13 protein-coding genes are annotated in these 18,130 nt (G+C 71.3%); 3 read left to right on the forward strand and 10 right to left on the reverse strand.

Translation table 11 applies throughout. The features are described 5' to 3' along the window. Positions 1–47: 47 nt before the first annotated feature. Complete coding sequence (locus HHX35_RS20300; RefSeq protein WP_182900318.1) at positions 48–5,672, reverse strand: LamG-like jellyroll fold domain-containing protein; 5,625 nt, start codon at positions 5,670–5,672, stop codon at positions 48–50. 371 nt (positions 5,673–6,043) lie between these two features. On the opposite strand from HHX35_RS20300, the gene HHX35_RS20305 reads away from it, so the two are divergent. After that, positions 6,044–6,493: a transposase gene (locus HHX35_RS20305; protein WP_182900319.1), complete on the forward strand. Its 450-nt coding sequence runs from the start codon at positions 6,044–6,046 to the stop codon at positions 6,491–6,493. A 403-nt stretch (positions 6,494–6,896) separates the two neighbouring features. On the opposite strand, the gene HHX35_RS20310 is transcribed toward HHX35_RS20305, so the two are convergent. From HHX35_RS20310 to HHX35_RS20350, 9 genes are read right to left on the reverse strand one after another with little or no spacing between them, the layout of a single operon-like run. Next, positions 6,897–7,856 (reverse strand): UDP-glucuronic acid decarboxylase family protein, encoded by a 960-nt coding sequence (locus HHX35_RS20310; protein ID WP_182900320.1) that lies wholly within the window; start codon positions 7,854–7,856, stop codon positions 6,897–6,899. Further along, positions 7,853–8,800, reverse strand: a complete 948-nt coding sequence (locus tag HHX35_RS20315; protein WP_182900321.1) for a glycosyltransferase family 9 protein — start codon at positions 8,798–8,800, stop codon at positions 7,853–7,855. Before HHX35_RS20315 ends, HHX35_RS20310 begins: the two co-directional genes overlap by 4 nt. Continuing rightward, positions 8,791–9,471, reverse strand: a complete 681-nt coding sequence (locus HHX35_RS20320; protein ID WP_182900322.1) for an SDR family oxidoreductase — start codon at positions 9,469–9,471, stop codon at positions 8,791–8,793. Before HHX35_RS20320 ends, HHX35_RS20315 begins: the two co-directional genes overlap by 10 nt. A gap of 31 nt (positions 9,472–9,502) precedes the next feature. Next, a complete protein-coding gene (gene rfaE2, locus HHX35_RS20325) occupies positions 9,503–10,885 on the reverse strand; it encodes a D-glycero-beta-D-manno-heptose 1-phosphate adenylyltransferase (protein WP_182900323.1) in 1,383 nt (460 codons plus the stop codon). Beyond that, positions 10,882–11,433: an SIS domain-containing protein gene (locus HHX35_RS20330; RefSeq protein WP_030512289.1), complete on the reverse strand. Its 552-nt coding sequence runs from the start codon at positions 11,431–11,433 to the stop codon at positions 10,882–10,884. The genes rfaE2 and HHX35_RS20330 overlap by 4 nt, the downstream gene beginning before the upstream one ends. Positions 11,434–11,436: 3 nt before the next feature. Then, on the reverse strand, positions 11,437–12,630 hold the full coding sequence (locus tag HHX35_RS20335; protein WP_182900324.1) for a glycosyltransferase: 1,194 nt from the start codon (positions 12,628–12,630) through the stop codon (positions 11,437–11,439). Next, positions 12,627–13,667 (reverse strand): glycosyltransferase family 9 protein, encoded by a 1,041-nt coding sequence (locus HHX35_RS20340; protein WP_182900325.1) that lies wholly within the window; start codon positions 13,665–13,667, stop codon positions 12,627–12,629. The genes HHX35_RS20335 and HHX35_RS20340 overlap by 4 nt, the downstream gene beginning before the upstream one ends. Further along, on the reverse strand, positions 13,664–14,674 hold the full coding sequence (locus tag HHX35_RS20345; RefSeq protein ID WP_182900326.1) for a glycosyltransferase family 2 protein: 1,011 nt from the start codon (positions 14,672–14,674) through the stop codon (positions 13,664–13,666). Before HHX35_RS20345 ends, HHX35_RS20340 begins: the two co-directional genes overlap by 4 nt. 8 nt (positions 14,675–14,682) lie before the next feature. Then, positions 14,683–16,323, reverse strand: coding sequence for a carbamoyltransferase C-terminal domain-containing protein (locus HHX35_RS20350; protein WP_182900327.1), 1,641 nt, complete (start codon positions 16,321–16,323; stop codon positions 14,683–14,685). Positions 16,324–16,519: 196 nt separating this feature from the next. On the opposite strand from HHX35_RS20350, the gene HHX35_RS20355 reads away from it, so the two are divergent. Beyond that, complete coding sequence (locus tag HHX35_RS20355; protein WP_310739189.1) at positions 16,520–17,098, forward strand: HAD family hydrolase; 579 nt, start codon at positions 16,520–16,522, stop codon at positions 17,096–17,098. A 64-nt stretch (positions 17,099–17,162) separates the two neighbouring features. Then, positions 17,163–18,116, forward strand: coding sequence for a glycosyltransferase (locus HHX35_RS20360; protein ID WP_182900328.1), 954 nt, complete (start codon positions 17,163–17,165; stop codon positions 18,114–18,116). Positions 18,117–18,130 lie beyond the last annotated feature (14 nt).

Below are 18,130 nucleotides of genomic sequence, written 5' to 3' on the forward strand. Positions count from 1 at the left end.
ATGAGATGATGCGGGGCCGCGTCGAGCGGCCCCGCATCATGTCGCCGTCAGTCCACGATCTTCACCCAGAACGGGCTGTCACTGACCTTGGTGATTGTATTGACAGGGTCATAGGTGAGGAGCCGGTAATGGCCGTAGAACGCTTTGAGAAGCTTCCCGTGCAGCAGGTTATGACTCTTCCGGACCCCCTGCACTGAATAGTTGATCTTGTCTTTCGCGGCCCCTTCTTGGGTGGAGGCGAATGGGTACTCGTCACACTGCACCTCTGTGTAGCCGTACTGCACGTAGACATCCGAGGTGTAGTACTTGCAGTAGTTCACGCCATAGTTGGCGGCGCCGGGTTTGCCCATCGCGAAGTTATCCTGAGGCACCGAAAACGGATGCTTGGAGAAGATGGCCCGGTTTTCATCGTAGCCCTTGTCGGTGCCCCTCCACAGCGGAGCACCCTCAGGGGTGTTCGGTGGCTTCGCGTAGTTGCCCGCGATGACCTTCGGCAGTTCGTTCCCCAGGGGCCCCTTCACCGGCGGAAGGTTGATATCCCGATTGCTCGTTGTGTCTCCCGGACGGTACGGCGGATAGGTGCCGGCGTTTGTCGCCGGGTTCAGCGCCTTCTCAATATGGCGGATGACGTCCAGGAACTCGTCATCTTCGCTCTTGGACATCGTGAATACCCGGTCGGCTCTGATGTAGATGCAGCCTCCCACATTCCCGCCGCCCTTCTCCCCGACCGAGAGTTTCTTCCAGTCGCAGCGGAAACTTGGTGACCAGAGGCTGTTGCTGGGAATGCCCTGTCCCCACCGCACCACGCCGAGCCTCTTGCCCTGCTGGCTGAGGAGCTCCTGGTCCCACAAGGGCAGCCGGCCCTTATTCTCCTTGTATTGGGTGATGGCGGGCATGATGGAGCAGACTTCTCTGTCGTGTGCCGCCGGCTTGGGTGTGTAAACCAGGTACTCGAGATACGACGTCGAGCGCCAGCCCTCGATCGTCTTGAGCTGGGTGGGGTCTCCCCGCTGGATCTGGCACCCTTGCGTGGCGAGGTCGAACTCGATCTGGACGTCGTCCAGGTCATCGTCGAGTTCCGTACGACGGACGCCTCTGTTCCAGATGCCGAAGTCGGTCAGTTTCACGAAGAACTTGATGTTCTGCGGTTTCAGGCCGGCGGTGGTTGTGCCGCCCTTGTAGATGGCGTCGCCGGTCTGATCGCCGATGTAGGTGTGTGCCACCCAGGTCGCCCGGAAGGTGAACACGTCATCGTCGGTCACCTTGTCCAGCAGCTTCGCCGGAATCCGCAGCGGACCCGGGAACAGCTTGACCCACCAGGCCGTCCTGTTCTTGCGCTTCTTGACACCGTGGTCGTCGTACTCCTCCCATCCTCCGTGTCCGATCCAGGTGGTCCAGCATGCCGAGTGCGGGCGCTCCTGCATCCGCGACCACGCGTCGGTGCGCCAAGGCGCACGTGCCGTCTCGTAGCAGTCCTCCAGCGACGGGTGCTTGTACTCGAAGCCGGAAGTTGCGACTGTGGCCTGGGGCGCTGTGGCCTGGGAGGCTGTGGCCGATGCCGGCCTGGCAGCCGCCCGGGCATCGCCGGCCTCGAACGTCTGCCATTCCGACCACGCGCCGGACGCGCCGGGGACCGTCGCGCGGGCCCGCCAACGCAGCCGCTGCCCCTTCTGCAACTTGCCGGCCGGCACCCGCAGCGTGTGCCGCGGCGAGTCGGCCTTCCCCGTCACCGTGCCGGTCCAGGCCAGCTCCTTCGTCGTCGCCCATCCGTCTTTCGGCAACCTGGGCTTCGACGACTTGGCCGGCTGACGCGCCACCTCCACTTCGACCTTCGCCGGACGGCTCTGCGGATCCGACACCCACACGGTGAGCTCCGTGGCGCCGGCAGCTCCCCCATCGCCGGACACCGCCAGTTTCGCGATGCCTGGGGCGGCGCCGGTGGACACGGTGCGGCGATCGGCTGAGGTCGGCGCCGGGGCGGTGGGGATCGGGGTGTTCATGTCGGCCTGGATCTCCGCCGCGCTCTGGGCGCGGTTGTAGACGCGCACCTCGTCGATCAGGCCGCGGAAGAACTCGCCCCAGAAGGCGTTGCCGCCGATCCGCAGCGCGCCGCCGTCGTCGATGACCTCGCCGGCGATCGGCGCCTGGGAGACCTGGGCGCCGTCGACGTACACCGTGGCCGTGCCGCCTTCGTAGGTGAAAGCCAGATGGCTCCACTGGTTCAGCGGCAGCTGACTGCTGCCAGTGAGAGCGCCACCCTCTTCGGCGGTCTGCAACCAGCCGGCCGGCGCGGCGTACTCGGTGGCGGCGTAGAGGCCGTAGCCGCCGCCTGCCTCGGCGTGCTCCTTCATCAGCACGCTGCGCCACACCGTGCCCAGCGCCGCGGGACGCACCCATGCCGAGAGCGTCAACGCGTTCGTCAACCGCAGCGACGGAGCGTGCGGGATGGTCACCCAGCTGGAGGTGCCGTTGAACGACAGCGCACCGCCGTGCCTGCCGGTCGCCCAGCTGGTGTCCCGGGCTGCTCCGGTGTTGTTCTGGCCGGAGGAGTCGGCCACGGTCGTGCCGGTGCTCTCGTTCATGCCGTACGCCGCCACGAGCCCCGCCACCGGCGTCGGGGTGGGGGTCGGTGTGGGTGTGGGTGTGGGTGTGGGTGTGGGTCCCGGCGCGCCGGAGCCCACGGGAGTGGTCATGTCGGTCTGGATCTCGGTCGCGCTCTGGGCGCGGTTGTAGACGCGCACCTCGTCGATCAGACCACGGAAGAGCTCGCCCCAGATGTCGTTGCCGCCGATCCGCAGCGGGCCGCCGTCGTCGTGGAGGCCGCCGCTGAGCGCGGTCTCTGCGACCTGCTGACCGTTGACGAACAACCGCAGGGCAGCACCGTCGTACGTGAGCGCCAGGTGACTCCAGGTGTTCACCGGCAACGGCGAGACGCCTCCGACCGCCGAGTAGTCCTCGGCAGAGGTCTGCACCCAGCCCGAGGGGACCGAGCCGCCGTTGGCGGCGTACATCGAGTACGAGAGGCCTTCGGAGGTCCTCAGCTCCTTGGCCACAACGGTGCTCCAATCGGCCACCACTGCGGGGTTGACCCAGGCCGACAGCGTCATCCCCGTTGTCAGGCGCAGCGACTCGGCGTCCGGGACCGTGACCCAGCTGGACGTGCCGTCGAACGACAGGGCCTTGCCGTACTTGCCGTTCTGCCAGGAGGCGGCGGTGGACACCCCGGCGTTGCCGTGGCCGGAGGAGTCGGCCACGCTGGTCCCCGCGCCCTCGTCCATGCCGTAGGCCGCCACCAGCCCGGTCGGCGGTTGCGCGCCGGTGGTGAACGACCAGGTGTACGGCTGGGCCATGGGGTTGCCCGAGGCGTCCTTGGCGCCGGACACCTCGGCGGTGTACGCGGTGGTCGCAGCCAGCGGCTGGGCGGGGGTGAACGTGAGCACCGTGTGGGTGGTGTCCATGGCCGTCGTGCCCGCGACCGCCGTACCGGCCGGGTCCTTCAGCGTGATCTGGGCGTCGGTGACCGCTTCACTGAACGTCACGGTGACCGGGGAGGTGACCGGAACATCCTTGGCTCCGGCAGTGGGGTTCGTCGCCGTCACCGTCGGCGCCGTCGTGTCCGGACCACCGGTGGTGAACGACCACGAATACGGAACCATGGTGTTCTCCGCGGAATCGATCGCACCCGAGACCACCGCGGTATACGTGGTTTCCGGCTTCAGAGCCTGCGCCGGTGTGACGGTCACCGTCGTATTGGTGCTGTCGTATGCCATCGTCGCCGTGACTTCGGCACCGTCGGCATCCTTGAGCACCACGGCGGCCTCGTCGACCGGTTCGGAAAAAGTGACCTTCAACTTGGTGCCGAGGGGGACGTCGACGGCGCCATCCGCAGGCTCGACCGCGATCACCTGCGGCGGGCGGGTGTCCTCACCGCTCCCGTCGTCGCCGTCACTGCCCTCGGCGGGGAGATCGAGATCGGATGTCCTCACTTCGAAGGCTTCCCCGTCGCGCTGTCCCGCGATCTGACCGGCGAACTCGTTGCTGATGCTCGTCTGCTCGCTGCCCGTCGGCTCATATATCGACCTGGCACGGGCCTCCTCCCACGTCGGGAGGCTCGTGATGGGGTCGGGCGACATGAAGGTGAAGCCATCGACGACCGGCGGCGGAGGCGGTTCGAAGTCCACGGTGAGGATGGGCGGATGAAGTGTCCCTTGACAGTTCTGCAGCGGCTCCGTTCTGCAACCGCCGGCCTCGTCGGTCCGGTAGCGCCGCCAGTTGGTCACATCCGATTCACTGCCGGCGGTGAGCTGGATGCCGTAGTTGGTGGCACCGTCGACCCATGCCTGGACGATGTCGTCGACCGAGTGGATCAGGTCCCAGGCGTAGGCCATCGAGCCGGTGCAGTCGTAGTCGCTGTAGGCGCCGTACTCGGTGTCCGCGCCGGTGTTGGTGACGGACGGCTGACTGTTCCAGGTGAGCGTCAGCTCATCCCAGTCGGAGATGATGCGCCGTGCAGTGATGCCGGAGCCGACGCGCTCACCGCAGGCGTTGGAATAGTAATTCCACAAGATCAGGTCGGCGTTCTCCACCGTGCTGCCCGCGAATTCGGCAGGGATGTCGGGGAACTGGAGGTAGCCGCGCCAGCGCACCGCGCCGTTGTTGGATTTGCCGACCAGGATCCGGTCGAGGAGGAAGTTGTCCCAGCTGTCTGAGTAGTCGGCATTGTTGACGAAGGTGTCCATGCCACCGAGCGACGACTGGCCCGTGTGACCCTCCCACCAGTCGGACACCGCGGCGGTCATCGTCACCGGGTACGTGACTGCCGGGTCGGCCAGGAACGCGGCGTCCGGCGTGAACACCAGAGTCTTGCCATCCTCGCCGAGAGCGACGGCGGCCTTGCCCACCTTGCCCGCCCCCATGGCGGCGTTGGCGTCGGCGGCATTGGCGTCCTGTATCAGGGTCGGCCGTACCTCGGTCAGCGTCTTGCCGTCCTTGCCCACGATGGTGGGCCTGCCCGCGATGTTCTTCTTGAACGACAGCCCCTCGGGCAGGTCCACCGGCACCTTGAAGGAAACCGGGCCCGTGGGCCGTTCGGCGATGGTGATCTGCTGCCGGAAACCGGTCGGGTTCACGGTCACCAGCAGGTCGCGGCCCTTGCCGTAGGCGCCAGAGTAGACGGCGATGTTGCCCTTCAGCTTGGGTTTGGGCAGCACCGACGGCGTAGCGATCTCTGCCGTGGCGTCCGCCGCCCGGCTCCTGAGCAGAGTCTTGTCCTGGCCGGCGGACAGCACAAGGTTCCCTTGCGTGGCCTTGGGCTTGATGACATCGTCCGCCTCGACGAGAGTGGTGTCGATCGGCGTGAAACCCTTGCCGTCAGCGTTCCTGACCCGGATCGGCTGGGCGCTGAGCTCCATCCGGAGCGTCCGGCCGTCGGGGTTGGCGTACAGCGTGACCGTCTCGGTGTCGCGTTCCGGGATCCCCACCCTCTTGCCAGACTTGCGGGCCTCGGCCTTGGCCTCTTCGACCACCCGGTCGACGGCACGCCTGCCACCCGCGGCCGCCGAGGCTTCGGAACTCTGGGGCACGGCCGGTTGTGGCACTTCTGCCAGGGATGGGACGGCGGCCAGTCCAATAGCCATGTTCGTCGCGATGAACAGGACCGTGGTCCGCAGCAAAGGGGTACCGCGGCGTTTCGGACGTTGCCGTCTGGGCGAATCCGCCCATTCAGAAGCTTTCGGGGGTAACGGTGTCACGCACACTCCACTTTCATGTGAGCCCGAAAAGAGCACAATTAGGTGGATTTAGCAGGATGTTAGAAACGCGCGTCAAGATCGACAGGGTGTGACCATCGGTTGGGACGGCAGGACGTCAAGAAGAAGGAGAATGCCTGCTCGAAGTCGGTGACCCACCCTTCCATGACACCCATACAACACGGACCGTCACTACGCTGCGTTACTGCTCTCGGGCATGTTTGAAAAGGTCGTCACCTACCTGAGCGCAGCGACGCGATCTTCTCCCTGGTCCGATTTGTCGCCATAATGCGCGTGTGTCCCCTCGCCGTTACCCCTCCGACCTCACCGATGCGCAGTGGGAACAGATCCAGCCCTTGCTGCCGGCACCCAGCACGGACGGGCGGCCGGAGAAGCATCCCCGCCGGGAGATCGTGAACGCGATCCTGTATCTGGTGCGATCGGGCTGCCCCTGGCGATACCTGCCCACGGACCTGCCGCCCTGGCAGACGGTCTATTGGCACTTCCAGCGGTGGGAGCAGGCAGGAGTCCTCGCAACACTGCTGTCCGAACTGGGCATCAGGGCCCGCCCGCAGACCCTCCTTGATGCCGACGATGCGAGCGTCGCACGCGATGACGTCGCCAAGAAGAACAGGCGGAAGCGCCTCATTCCCGACATAACCCGGCCACTGGTTGCCCTCTCAATGATGGCCGCAGGTTTCCGGGAGCGTGACTGCGTCGAGCAGGTCATGCTTTTAGTGTTCTGACAAGGTCGGTCTGGCATGTTCTACGCGGTCCCGTCCCGCATCAACCGCCACGCGGCGAAGCCGCCAGAGCACGCATTGCCGATTTCAAACACTGTCCCCTGTCTGTGGGGGTTTCATCAGAAGTGATTTGCATCACACTTCGGTGCCGGCGGCGTGTCTATTCACGGGTCCCTCGTAATGCCCACCACCCGCCGCGAATAGGTGGCCAGCACGACGCAGCAGTGGACCTTGTCCTCCCGGACGGGTGCTCGGTGATATCGGTGACTTACAGCCGGTTCGGGCTGGAGCGGGCGAACAGCCGGTCGGCCATTCTTTCTCTCAGCGATCGACGGCGCCGCCCGGAGGAGGCAGGGGTGACCCGACAAGACGCCTGTCGCCGCCCCGGGGGTCCGGGGCGGCGGAGTCAGGAGGCGACGGAGTAGGAGGTGAGCTCCTTTTCGAACCAGTCGATGGTGCGGCGCAGGCCGGTGACGGGGTCGACGCGCGGACGCCAGCCGAGCCGCTCCTCGGCGAGCGAGGTGTCGGGACGGCGGACGGCGGGGTCGTCCACCGGCCGCTCGACGAACCGGATCGGGGAGGACGAGCCCGCCAGGCCGCGGATCGTCTCCGCCAGCTCCGCCATCGACATCTCGGCCGGGTTGCCGATGTTCACCGGCCCGGCGAAGTCGCTCTCCGCGAGCGCGAGCACGCCGTCGATCGTGTCGTCCACGTAGCAGATCGAGCGCGTCTGGCCGCCGTCGCCGGTCACGGTGATCGGCTCGCCCAGCAGCGCCTGACGGATGAACGTGGGGATCGCCCGGCCGTCGTGGGGCCGCATCCGCGGGCCGTACGTGTTGAAGATCCGCACGATCGCCGTGTCGGCGCCCCGCGAGTTGCGGTAGGCCGTGGTCAGCGACTCGGCGAACCGCTTGGCCTCGTCGTAGACGCTGCGCGGCCCGACCGGGTTGACGTTGCCCCAGTACGTCTCCTTCTGCGGGTGTTCCAGAGGGTCGCCGTACACCTCGCTGGTGGAGGCGAGGACGAACCGCGCGCCCTTCTCGGTGGCGAGGCCGAGGGCGTGCAGCGTCCCCATGCTGCCGACCTTCAGCGTCTCGATCGGATGGCGCAGGTAGTCGGCGGGGGACGCGGCCGAGGCGAAGTGCAGCACCAGGTCGACCTGGCCCGGCACGTGGACGAACCCGGTGAGGTCGCACTCCACGAGCCGGAACGCCGGCCGCCCGATCAGATGCTCCACGTTGCGCGGCGACCCGGTGAGGAAGTTGTCCAGGCAGACGACCGCCGCACCACGCTCCACCAACCGTTCGCACAGGTAGGAGCCGAGGAACCCGGCTCCCCCGGTGACCACGACACGGGATCCCTTCACCGCACTCCCACCCCTCGCAACCTTCTGACGGCGTCGAGCACCTCGGACACCCCGATTTCGAGCAGCCCCTCCGACGGCCGGTCGCCGTGCGGGTCACCCCTGCGTCCGGCCCACAGCGCGATGTGCGGGCGGCCCGGCGGCGGCCCCCACAGCGCGGGCGGCACCGGGCCGTACAGGATGACCGAGGGCGTGCCGACGGCGGTGGCCAGGTGCGACATGCCCGTGTCGCCGCAGACGACGAGCGCCGCGTGCGCCGTCAGCGCGGCGAGCTCGGGCAGGTTCGTACGGCCGGCCAGCACGGACTCCTCCGGCAGACCGGCGAGCGCGGCGACGTGCCGGGCGAGCGCGATCTCGGTCACGCCGCCGGTGACGACGACCCGGTGGCCCTGGCCGGCCAGTTCCGCCGCCACCTGGGCGAAGCGGTCCGGCGGCCACTGCCGTGCCCGGAACGCCGCCCCCGGGTGGATGATCACCTCACCGCCGGCGAGCGGGCTCGGCCCCGGGTCGCCCAGTGCGAGGTCCTCCGGGTCGGCCGGGATCCCGTACCACTCCAGCAGGGAGCACCACCGCCGTCTCTCGTGCGTCTCCGGCTCCCAGGGCGGCCCGTCCGGGCCCGGCACCAGGTCGTGGGCGTGCGTGAGCAGACGGCCCGGGCGGGTGCGGCGCAGTGCCTGGATGCTCTCCGGGCCGCTGCCGTGCAGGTTGACCGCGACGTCGGGCGACTCGTACGGCACCGGCCCGGGGCCGGACACGTCGAGCAGCTCGTCGACGCCGCCGATCAGCGGCAGCAGCCCGCCGAGGTAGGCCGGGGTGGCCAGCACGAAGTGGTGCTCCGGGTGCGCCCGCCGCAGCGCCCGCAGCGCGGGCACCGAGGTCAGCAGGTCGCCGAGCCCGAGCCCGCGCAGGGCGAGCAGGACCGGTCTTCGCGGATCTTCTAGGGCCATGACGTCTCCGTGGAGGCGCACACGACCAGCTCCCTGACCTCGCAGCCCCGCGGCTGGCCGAGCGCGAACAGGATCGCCGAGGCGACGTCCTCCGGCTGGTTCAGCCGGGCGTCGGGGCCGGGCTTGTACTGGTCGGGGCGGTCGTTGAAGAAGTTCGTCTGCATGCCGCCGGGGATCAGCAGGGTCACTCCCACCTGCCCGGCCAGCTCGGCGGCCAGGGCCCGGGTGAAGCCCACGACGCCGAACTTCGAGGCGCAGTAGGCCGTCGCGTCGCCGAACGCCCGCACCCCCAGCGTGGAGGCGACGGTGACGACCTTGCCTCCCGACCGGCGCAGATACGGCAGGGCCGCCCGGACCACCGCGGCGGTCCCGAGCAGATTGACCCCGATCACCCGTTCCCACTGCTCGGCGGCCACGTCCTCCAGCCGTCCGCAGGCGTCGATGCCCGCCGCCGTCACGACGCCGTCGAGCCCGCCCGCCCGGTCGGCGAGCTCGCGCACGGCCCGCTCGGCCTGCTCGCGGTCGGCCAGGTCGGCCCGCACGTGGTCGAACCCGCCGTCCGGCTCGTTCACGTCCACGACCAGCGGCCGTCCGCCCGCCTTGGCGACCGCCATGGCGGTCGCCCGGCCCAGGCCGGACGCGCCACCGGTGATCAATACGTTTCCCACCATTGAGGTCGATCCCTTCGATAGGCGGCCGATGTCACGAAGCGGCTCGGGCGGCGGCGATCAGGCCGGTGGTGGAGTAGCCGGGCACGGTCGGCAGGATGACGACCTCCCCGCCGGCCCGGCGTACGGCCTCGGCCTCCGGCATCGACCGCTCGTCGTAGTCGCCGCCCTTCACCCACACGTCCGGGCACAGGCGCTCGATGACCCGCGACGGCGTGTCCTCGTCGAAGACCGTCACCGCGTCCACGCAGCCGAGCGCGCGCAGCACCTCGACCCGGTCACGCTCGCTCACCAGCGGCCTGCTCGGTCCCTTGAGCCGCCGGATCGAATCGTCGGAGTTCACGCAGACCACCAGGGCGTCGCCTAACGCCCGGGCCCGCCGCAGCAGGCTCACATGCCCGGCGTGCAGCAGGTCGAAACATCCGCCGGTCGCGATGAGGCGGCCTCCGGCGGCGCGTACGGCGGCGGCCGCCTCGAAGGCGGACGCGCCGGGCGCGAACGGCACCGGCGATTCCGCGGCGGGGCGCGGCAGGCGCAGCGCGGCGGCCCCGCCCTCCTCCACGAACCTGGTGGCCTCGCCGACCGCGCGGGCGACGGCGTCCTCGGTGGACGTGCCGTCCGCCAGTGCGAGCGCCGCCGCCGCGGCGAAGCGGTCGCCCGCGCCGCAGGCGTCCGTGCCGGACGCGACGTGCGGGACGGGGACCGGCCCGAACCTGCCGCCGCGGCGGGCCAGCATCGCGCCGCGCTCCCCCAGTGTGATCGCGACGGCCTCGGCGTCGAGGTCGCGCACCAGCCTGCGGGCGGTGCGCTCCGGCGAGACGTACGGCTCCTCGCACATGCCGCGGGCCTCGGCCTCGCTGGGCGTGACCAGCGCGCATCCCGGCACGGGCAGCGACCCGCGGGGATGGGGGTCCCAGACCAGCGGCACGTCGAGGCCGCGCAGCGGCTCGCGCAGCAGGTCGGCCACGCCGCGCCCGTAGTCGGCGACCAGGACCGCGCTCGCCGCGGCGAGGGCGTCGGCCGCGCGGGCGAACGCGGAGGCGGAGGCCACCTGGCCGGGCCGGCCCAGCGCCCGCCCGTCGCCGGTGTCGATCCTGACCAGCGTCTGCCCGCGGGCGCGGACCCGCGTCTTACGCACGGTCGTGCCGCGCAGCGGCAGCCGCACGATCTCGACGCCAGGCGACAGCAGCCCCTCCAGGCAGCGGCCGGAGGGGTCGTCGCCCATGGCGGTGATCAGCACCACCCGCGTGCCGTCGCGGGCGGCCAGCAGCGCCGCGAGCCCCGCGCCTCCCGGCCGGTGGTGCTCCGCCTGCTCCTCCACGACGGGGACGGGGGCGTCGGGGGCCAGCCGGTCGGCGGTGCCCTCGACGTCGACGTCGAGCAGGGAGTCTCCGACGATGACAAGTGGTCCGCTCACGCGACCGCCTTCTCGATCACGTCACAGAGCATGTGGATCACCGTGAGATGCACCTCCTGGATGGTCGCGGTGTCGTCCGCGGGCACGGTCAGGGCCTCGTCGCACAGCTCGGCGAGCGGGTTGGGTCCGGGGCCGGTCAGCGCCCAGGTCGTCAGGCCGCACTCGCGGCCGGCCTCGGCCGCCTCGGTCACGTTGCGGCTCGTCCCGCTGGTCGACAGGCACATCAGCACGTCGCCGGGGCGGCCGTGCGCCCGCACCTGCCGCGCGTACAGCTCGGCCATGCCGAAGTCGTTGCCGATGGCGGTCAGGGATGAGGTGTCGCCGTGCAGCGGGATCGCGGCGTACGGCCGCCGGTCGGCTCGGTAGCGCCCGACCAGTTCCGCGGTGAGGTGCTGCGCCTCGGCGGCGGATCCGCCGTTGCCGCAGGCGAGCAGCCGTCCGCCGCCGCTCAGCACGGCCGCGAGCTTGTAGCCCCAGGCGTGGATCTTGGGCGTCTCCGGGTCCACCGCCGTCAGCGCGGTGCTCAGCCGGGCCAGGTGAGGATGCATCGCTCAGCCTCCCGCGGCGGCGAGGGTGCGCAGGCACCCGCCGACCAGGTTTCGGTACACGGACTCGGTCTGCTCGGCGATCCTGGGCCAGCCGTAACGGGCGCGGGCGCGCCGTGCTCCGGCGGCCGACAACGCCGCCCGCAGGCCGGGCCGGATCAGCAGATCGCAGAGCGCGCGGGACAGCGCACGCGGCCGCCGGGGCGGCACGAGCACGCCGCATCCCGCGACGGTGTCGAGGTGGCCGCCGACCGCCGAAGCGATCACCGGCACCCCGCAGGCCAGGGCCTCCAGGGGCACCATGCCGAACGGCTCGTACCACGGGACGGTCACCAGGACGTCCGCGGAGCGCATGAGGGCCGGCACCTCGGCACGGCTCACGCTGCCGATCAGCCGGACCCGGTCGCCGAGGCCGAGGCCGTCGGCCAGCGTGCGCAGCCGCGTGCTCTCCTCGTCGCCCGGGTCGCCGCCGGCGATCACGAGCTCGGCGCCGGGCACCTGCCGCATCGCGCGGACGACGGTGTCCACCCCCTTGCGCGGCACCATGCGGCCGATGCTCAGCACCCGGGGCCGGTCGCCGCGCGGGGCGGCCGGGCCGTCCGCGCGGAACAGGCCGAGGTCGACGCCGCACGGCACGACCGCGATCCGGTCGCGCGGCACGCCCATCACGACGAGTTCGCGCACCTCGTCGGAGCAGGTCGCGATGACCGCGACCGCCCGGCGGCCGATGTCGCGCTCGATCGCGAGCCGGCTCGGCGGGCTGGTGTCGGCCTCGCCCTGCCAGCGCCGCTTCACGGTGCCGAGCGCGTGGTAGGTCTGCACGACCGGTATTCGAAGAGGCTCCGCCGCCGTCAGCGTGGCCAGCCCGCTCATCCAGAAGTGCGCGTGCGCCACGTCGGGCGGCTCGGCCTTCCACCTGCGGGCCAGGTGCTCCCCGAACTCGGGCATGTGCGGCAGCAGTTCGTCCTTGGGCAGCGGCTCCGCCGGGCCGGCCGGCACGTGCTCGACGGTGACGCCGGGCGCCATGGGCACGGCCTCCGGCTGGTCGGGGGAGGTCCGCCGCGTGTGCACGACGACCTCGTTGCCCCGTTCGGCCAGGGCCACGGCCAGGGCCGCGACGTGCACGTTCTGCCCGCCGGCGTCCACACCGCCGAGGGTCGCCAGCGGGCTGGCGTGCTCCGACACCAGGGCGATCCTCATGGCACCCTCTCCTTCACCGCCTCCTCGGCCGGTATGAGGCGGCGCACCGCGTCGACCACCTGCTCACCGCCGACCGAGGTCAGGCACGGATGACCGGGAATGGGACAGATCCTCGCCCTGCTCCCCCGGCAGGGTGCGTCCTGGTCGCCGAGGACCACCGTGGGCACGCCGTACGGCGCCCAGCGGGCGGCGGGCACGACCGGCGCGAACAGGCTGACCACGGGCGTGCCGACGGCGGCCGCGAGGTGGGCGGGGCCGGTGTTGGCGGCGACCACCGCCGACGCCCCGGCGAGCACGGCGGCGAGTTCGGCGAACGTGGTCGCCCCGCCCAGATCGAGCGCGAGGCCGGAGACGATCGCGGTCAGCGCCCGCTCGCCCGGACTGCCGGTGACGACGACCCGCTCGCCCGCGGCCAGCAGCGCCTCGATCGCCTCCGCCCAGCGCTCGGCGGGCCACGCCCTGGCCGGCGCGGTCGTGCCGGGATGCACCACCACGTAGCCGGGCGGGCCGGTGAGGTGCTCCACATCCGGCAGCGGACCGCGCACGGCGAGCCGCCCGTCGTCGCCCGGCGGGAGGTCGAAGCCGGCGGCGCGGGCGAGGCCGAGCATGCGCTCCGGCTCGGGGACGTCCACGCTCTCGTCCACGAGGTGACGCACGTCGAGCAGGGAGCCGGGGTAGTCCTCGCTGATCGCGGCGATCCGCGGCACTCCGGCCAGCCGCAGCAGCAGGGCCGTCGGCAGCGCCGACTGGTGGAAGGACGTGAAGACGACGGCCACGTCCGGGCCGACGGCGCGGACCTGCTCCACCAGGCGGGCCGCGTGCTCGGAGGTCATCGGCATCCGGTCGGGGTCGATCCAGGGGGCGCGCCACTCCAGGACGCGGTCGACGCCGGGCAGCAGTTCGGCCGCGGCCCTGCCGTGCGGGCCGGCGAGCATCACGACCTCCCGCGCCCCGGCGGCGACGGCGCGCACGGCGGGCCCCGCGAGCAGCACGTCGCCCGCGTTGTCGGGCCGCACCACCAGAGCGGTCCCGATCACGAGCGCCTCCCCGTCTTGCCCGTCCTCACCTTCACCTCGCCTCTGATCCGGTGCGCGCAGGCCACCGGAGGGATGACCACGCTGGTCGCGGCCATGCGCGCGATCTCCTCCGGCGTACGCGGGCCCGGGGCGATGCGCGCCCAGGCGAACTCGGCGGTGAGGCCGAGCCAGGCCAGTCCCGCGACGGCGGCCGATCGCCTCCGGCGCCCCCCGGTGGCGGCGAGCGTGAGCGCGAGCAGGCCCATGCCGGTGGTGAGTGCGTGCCGCTTGAGCCTGCCCGGGTGGCCGCCGATGGCCGCCCGCCAGTCGCGGCCGTGCACGTGCCGCATGAGCGCGTCGGACGCGTTGCCGCGCTGGAAGCGCACGCTGGACCAGAAGCCGTCGTCGCGCACCGGGTGGCGGGTCAGGCGTTCGCCCTTCACCAGGGCGAACCCGGCCTGCTCGACGCGCAGCGCGAGGTCGGCGTCCTCCCGGTACGCCCCGGGGAAGCGTTCGTCGAATCCGCCGGTCGCCTCCAGGGCCGTCCTTCGGTAGGCCATGTCGGCGGTGATCCAGTCGGCGCCGGCCAGCCCGGCGGTGTTGCGCTCGGCGTCGGTCGGGCGGCGGCCCGCGGGCAGCGGCACCTCCAGCCGTCCCTGGCTCCCGCCGACGTTCTCGGGCAGGCGGGCGAGGTCATCCGTCAGCGCGCGGGCCCAGCCCGGGCCCGGTACCACGTCGTCGTCGAGGAACACCACCCACGGCGTCGTCGCGGCCCGCCATCCGGCGTTGCGCGCGGCGGCCGGGCCGCGCCCGCCCGACCTGAGCACGCGTACGTGACCGGGCACCGGCAGCGGGTCCCGGTCTGCCCCCCGCCGGTCGTCCACCACGATCACCTCGGGACCGGAGCCGACGGCGGCGAGCGTGGCGGCCAGGCTCGGGCGCCCGATCGTCGGGATGACGACCGTGACGGCCGGTCCCGTTCCTTGGTGCGGCTCCCCGGTGGGAGCCGGGTTCGTTTCCCGGGTCATCTCAGTCGTCATCCGGCGAACACCGCCCCCCTGCGCACGACGTACGGACCGAGGACGAGCACGTCCACCGGGGCCGAGCCGAAGCACTCCAGCGCGTCGCGGGGGTCGTCCACCATCGGGCGGCCGGCCGTGTTGAGGCTCGTGTTGACCACCACCGGCAGCCCGCTGCGCGCCTCGAACTCCTCGAGCAGCCGGGCCAGCAGCGGGTCGCGGCCGCGCTCGACGGTCTGGATCCTGGCCGTGCCGTCGACGTGCACCACCGCGGGGATGCGGTCGCGCCACTCCGGCCGCACGTCGTGGACGAACAGCATGTACGGGCTCGACATCGGGCCCCTGCCGAAGATCATGGGGGCGCGTTCCGCCAGCACCATCGGGGCGATGGGGCGGAACTGCTCGCGGCCCTTCACGTCGTTGAGCCGCTCGGTGTTGCGGGGGTTGCCGGGGTGGGCGAGCAGGGAGCGGCGGCCGAGCGCGCGGGGGCCGTACTCGGCGCGTCCCTGGAACCAGGCGATCACGCGGTCGGCCGCGAGCTCGGCGGCGACGGTCGCGGCGAGGTCGGCGGGGCGCTCGTACGGCACGCGCGCGACGTCGAGCCAGGCGCCGAGCTCCTCGTCGGTCCAGCTCCGTCCGAGGTCGGCGCCGGGCATCGGCGTGACGGGGTCGCCGTTCGCCTGCGCGAGGTGCAGCGCTCCCCCGAGCGCGGTGCCGGAGTCGCCCGCCGCGGGCTGCACCCACACCTCCTCGAACGGGCCCTCGGCGAACAGGCGGGTGTTGGCCACGCAGTTGAGCGCCACTCCCCCGGCCATCGTGAGGTAGCGCGCCCCGGTGCGCTCATGCAGCCACGTGGCGAGGTCGAGCAGCACCTCCTCCAGGCGGACCTGCACGCTCGCGGCGAGGTCGGCGTGGTCGGCCGTCCACTTCTCACCCTTGCCGAGCGCCTTGGCGTAGACGCTCCAGTCGATCGGCTCGACCCGGAAGCCGCCGTCGCCCGTGGGATGGATGAGCTCGCGCATCTCGCGCAGGAAGCGCGGCTCGCCGTAGGAGGCGAGGGCCATCACCTTGTACTCGTCGCTCGACCGGAGGAAGCCGAGGTGCTGGGTGAGATCCTCGTACATCAGCCCGAGGGAGTGCGGCAGCGCCTGGCTCGCCAGGACGGTCAGCTCGCCGTCCCGGTAGTGCCCGGCCAGGTGAGAGACGGCCTCGCCGCGGCCGTCGCAGACCAGCACCGCCGACTCGCGGTAGGGCGCGGCCAGCCCGGCCGACGCGGCGTGCGCGATGTGGTGGGGGACGAACCGCACCTGGGCGGCGTCGAGCCCGGGCAGCGCGGTGGCCAGGAAGTCGGGGGCGCGGCGTGCGTAGGTGGTGCGCAGGTCCTCCCAGCGCTCGTCCTGCCCGGGCCCTCCGGGCACCACGAGCTCGGGGTCGTAGGAGTAGGCGACGCCGTCGAGGTCCTCGGGCCGCAGCCCGGCCTGTTCGAGGCACCACGCGGCGGCCAGCTCCGGCAGCTCCCAGGCGGAGAACGGGACCGGGCGCTTGCCGTGCTTGCGCCGGCTGAAGCGCTCCTCCTCCGCCGCGGCGACCACCTCACCATCCACGACCAGCGCGGCGGCTGGATCATGAAAAATCGCGTTTATCCCCAAGAACCGCATCGGTTTCCCTCCGTGGCACAGTGGAGGTCTGGTTACCGAGAGAAGCGCTCCTAAACACTCCTTTGTAGAGAAGTCGACGTGAGAGGGGGATGCACTCAATAACTGCTACTCTGCGTAGTCGCGGGCGAAGTTGTGGCGGTGTTTGCCGACCTGTCCCCCGGGTAGCCCGGCGGGCGATTCGTGCAGGAGGTTGCTCGTGCCAGAGGCCGCCCGTCCGCCCGCCGCGGTGCTTTTCGATCGTGACGGAACGCTGATTCACGACGTCCCTTACAACAGCGATCCCGAGCGCGTGGAGCCCGTCGCCGGGGCCCGGGAGGCGCTCGACCGGCTGCGCGCGGCGGGCGTCCCGGTCGGGATCGTGACCAATCAGTCGGGGGTCGCCAAGGGCCTGATCGCCCCGGAGGCCCTGCGCGCCGTGAACGACCGGGTGGACGCCCTGCTCGGCCCCTTCGACGTGTGGGAGATCTGCCGGCACGACGACGGCGACCGCTGCGACTGCCGCAAGCCCGCGCCCGGTCTGGTGCTGCGCGCGGCCCGTCGGCTCGGCGTCCGTCCGGAGGACTGCGTGGTGATCGGCGACATCGGCCGGGACGTGGAGGCGGCCCGCGCCGCCGGCGCCCGGGGCATCCTCGTGCCGACCCCGGTGACCCTGCCGGAGGAGGTGGCGGCCGCCCCCGAGGTGGCGTCCGGCCTCGCCGCCGCGGTCGATCTGGTGCTCGGGGGAATTCCGCTCACAGCTGAGGATGAAGAGGGCATGACCAGGGCAGGTGGGTGAGGCGCCCGCGGGCGGAGGGCACGGTGTTCCGAGGTCGGCAGAACGACGGACGGGGAGCGATGCGATGAAGATCATGGTCTGGCATGTCCACGGGTCGTGGACCACCTCTTTCGTGCATGGGCGGCACGACTATCTGGTGCCGCTCACCCCCGACCGCGGTCCCGACGGGCGGGGCCGGGCCGACACCTATCCCTGGCCCCACAGCGTGCGGGAGGTCCCGTACGACCGGCTGGCGGGTGAGGACGTCGACGTGGTCGTCTACCAGCGGCCGCACGAGCTCGACCTGGCCCGCGAATGGCTGGGGCGCGACGTGCCCGGCGTCTACGTCGAGCACAACACGCCCGCGGGGGACGTGCCCAAGACCCGTCATCCGCTGGCCGACCGCGACGACATCCCGATCGTCCACGTCACCCACTTCAACGACCTGTTCTGGGACTCCGGCCGCGCCTCCACCCATGTCATCGAGCACGGGGTCGTCGACCCCGGCTACCTCTACACGGGCGAGCTGGCCCGTGCCGGCGTGGTCGTCAACGAGCCGATCAGGCGCTGGCGGGTGGCGGGCACCGACCTGCTGCCCACGTTCGCCGCGACGGCCCCGCTCGACGTGTTCGGCATGAAGGTGACGAACCTGCCGTCCAAGCTCGGCCTGGACGGGGAGATGGAGGTGTTCGAGGACCTGCCGCAGGCCGCCATGCACGCCGAGCTGGCCCGGCGCCGGGTCTACCTGCACCCCTACCGCTGGACCTCGCTCGGACTGTCGTTGATCGAGGCCATGATGATCGGCATGCCGGTCGTGGCGCTCGCCACCACCGAGGCCGTGGAGGCGGTGCCGCCGGAGGCGGGGGTCGTCTCGACCAAGCTGCCGACGCTGCTGCGGGCGCTCGACCGGTACGCCAACGAGCCCGAGCTCGCCGTCCAGGCGGGCAAGGCGGCCCGCTCGGCCGCACTGGCCCGATACAACCTCGACCGCTTCCTCGCCGACTGGGACAGGCTGCTCGGCTCGATCGTTCCGGGATGACTCTCATGCGGCCG

The sequence above is a fragment of the Microbispora sp. H10830 genome (assembly GCF_014161375.1).
In the GTDB taxonomy this organism is placed as follows: domain Bacteria; phylum Actinomycetota; class Actinomycetes; order Streptosporangiales; family Streptosporangiaceae; genus Microbispora; species Microbispora catharanthi.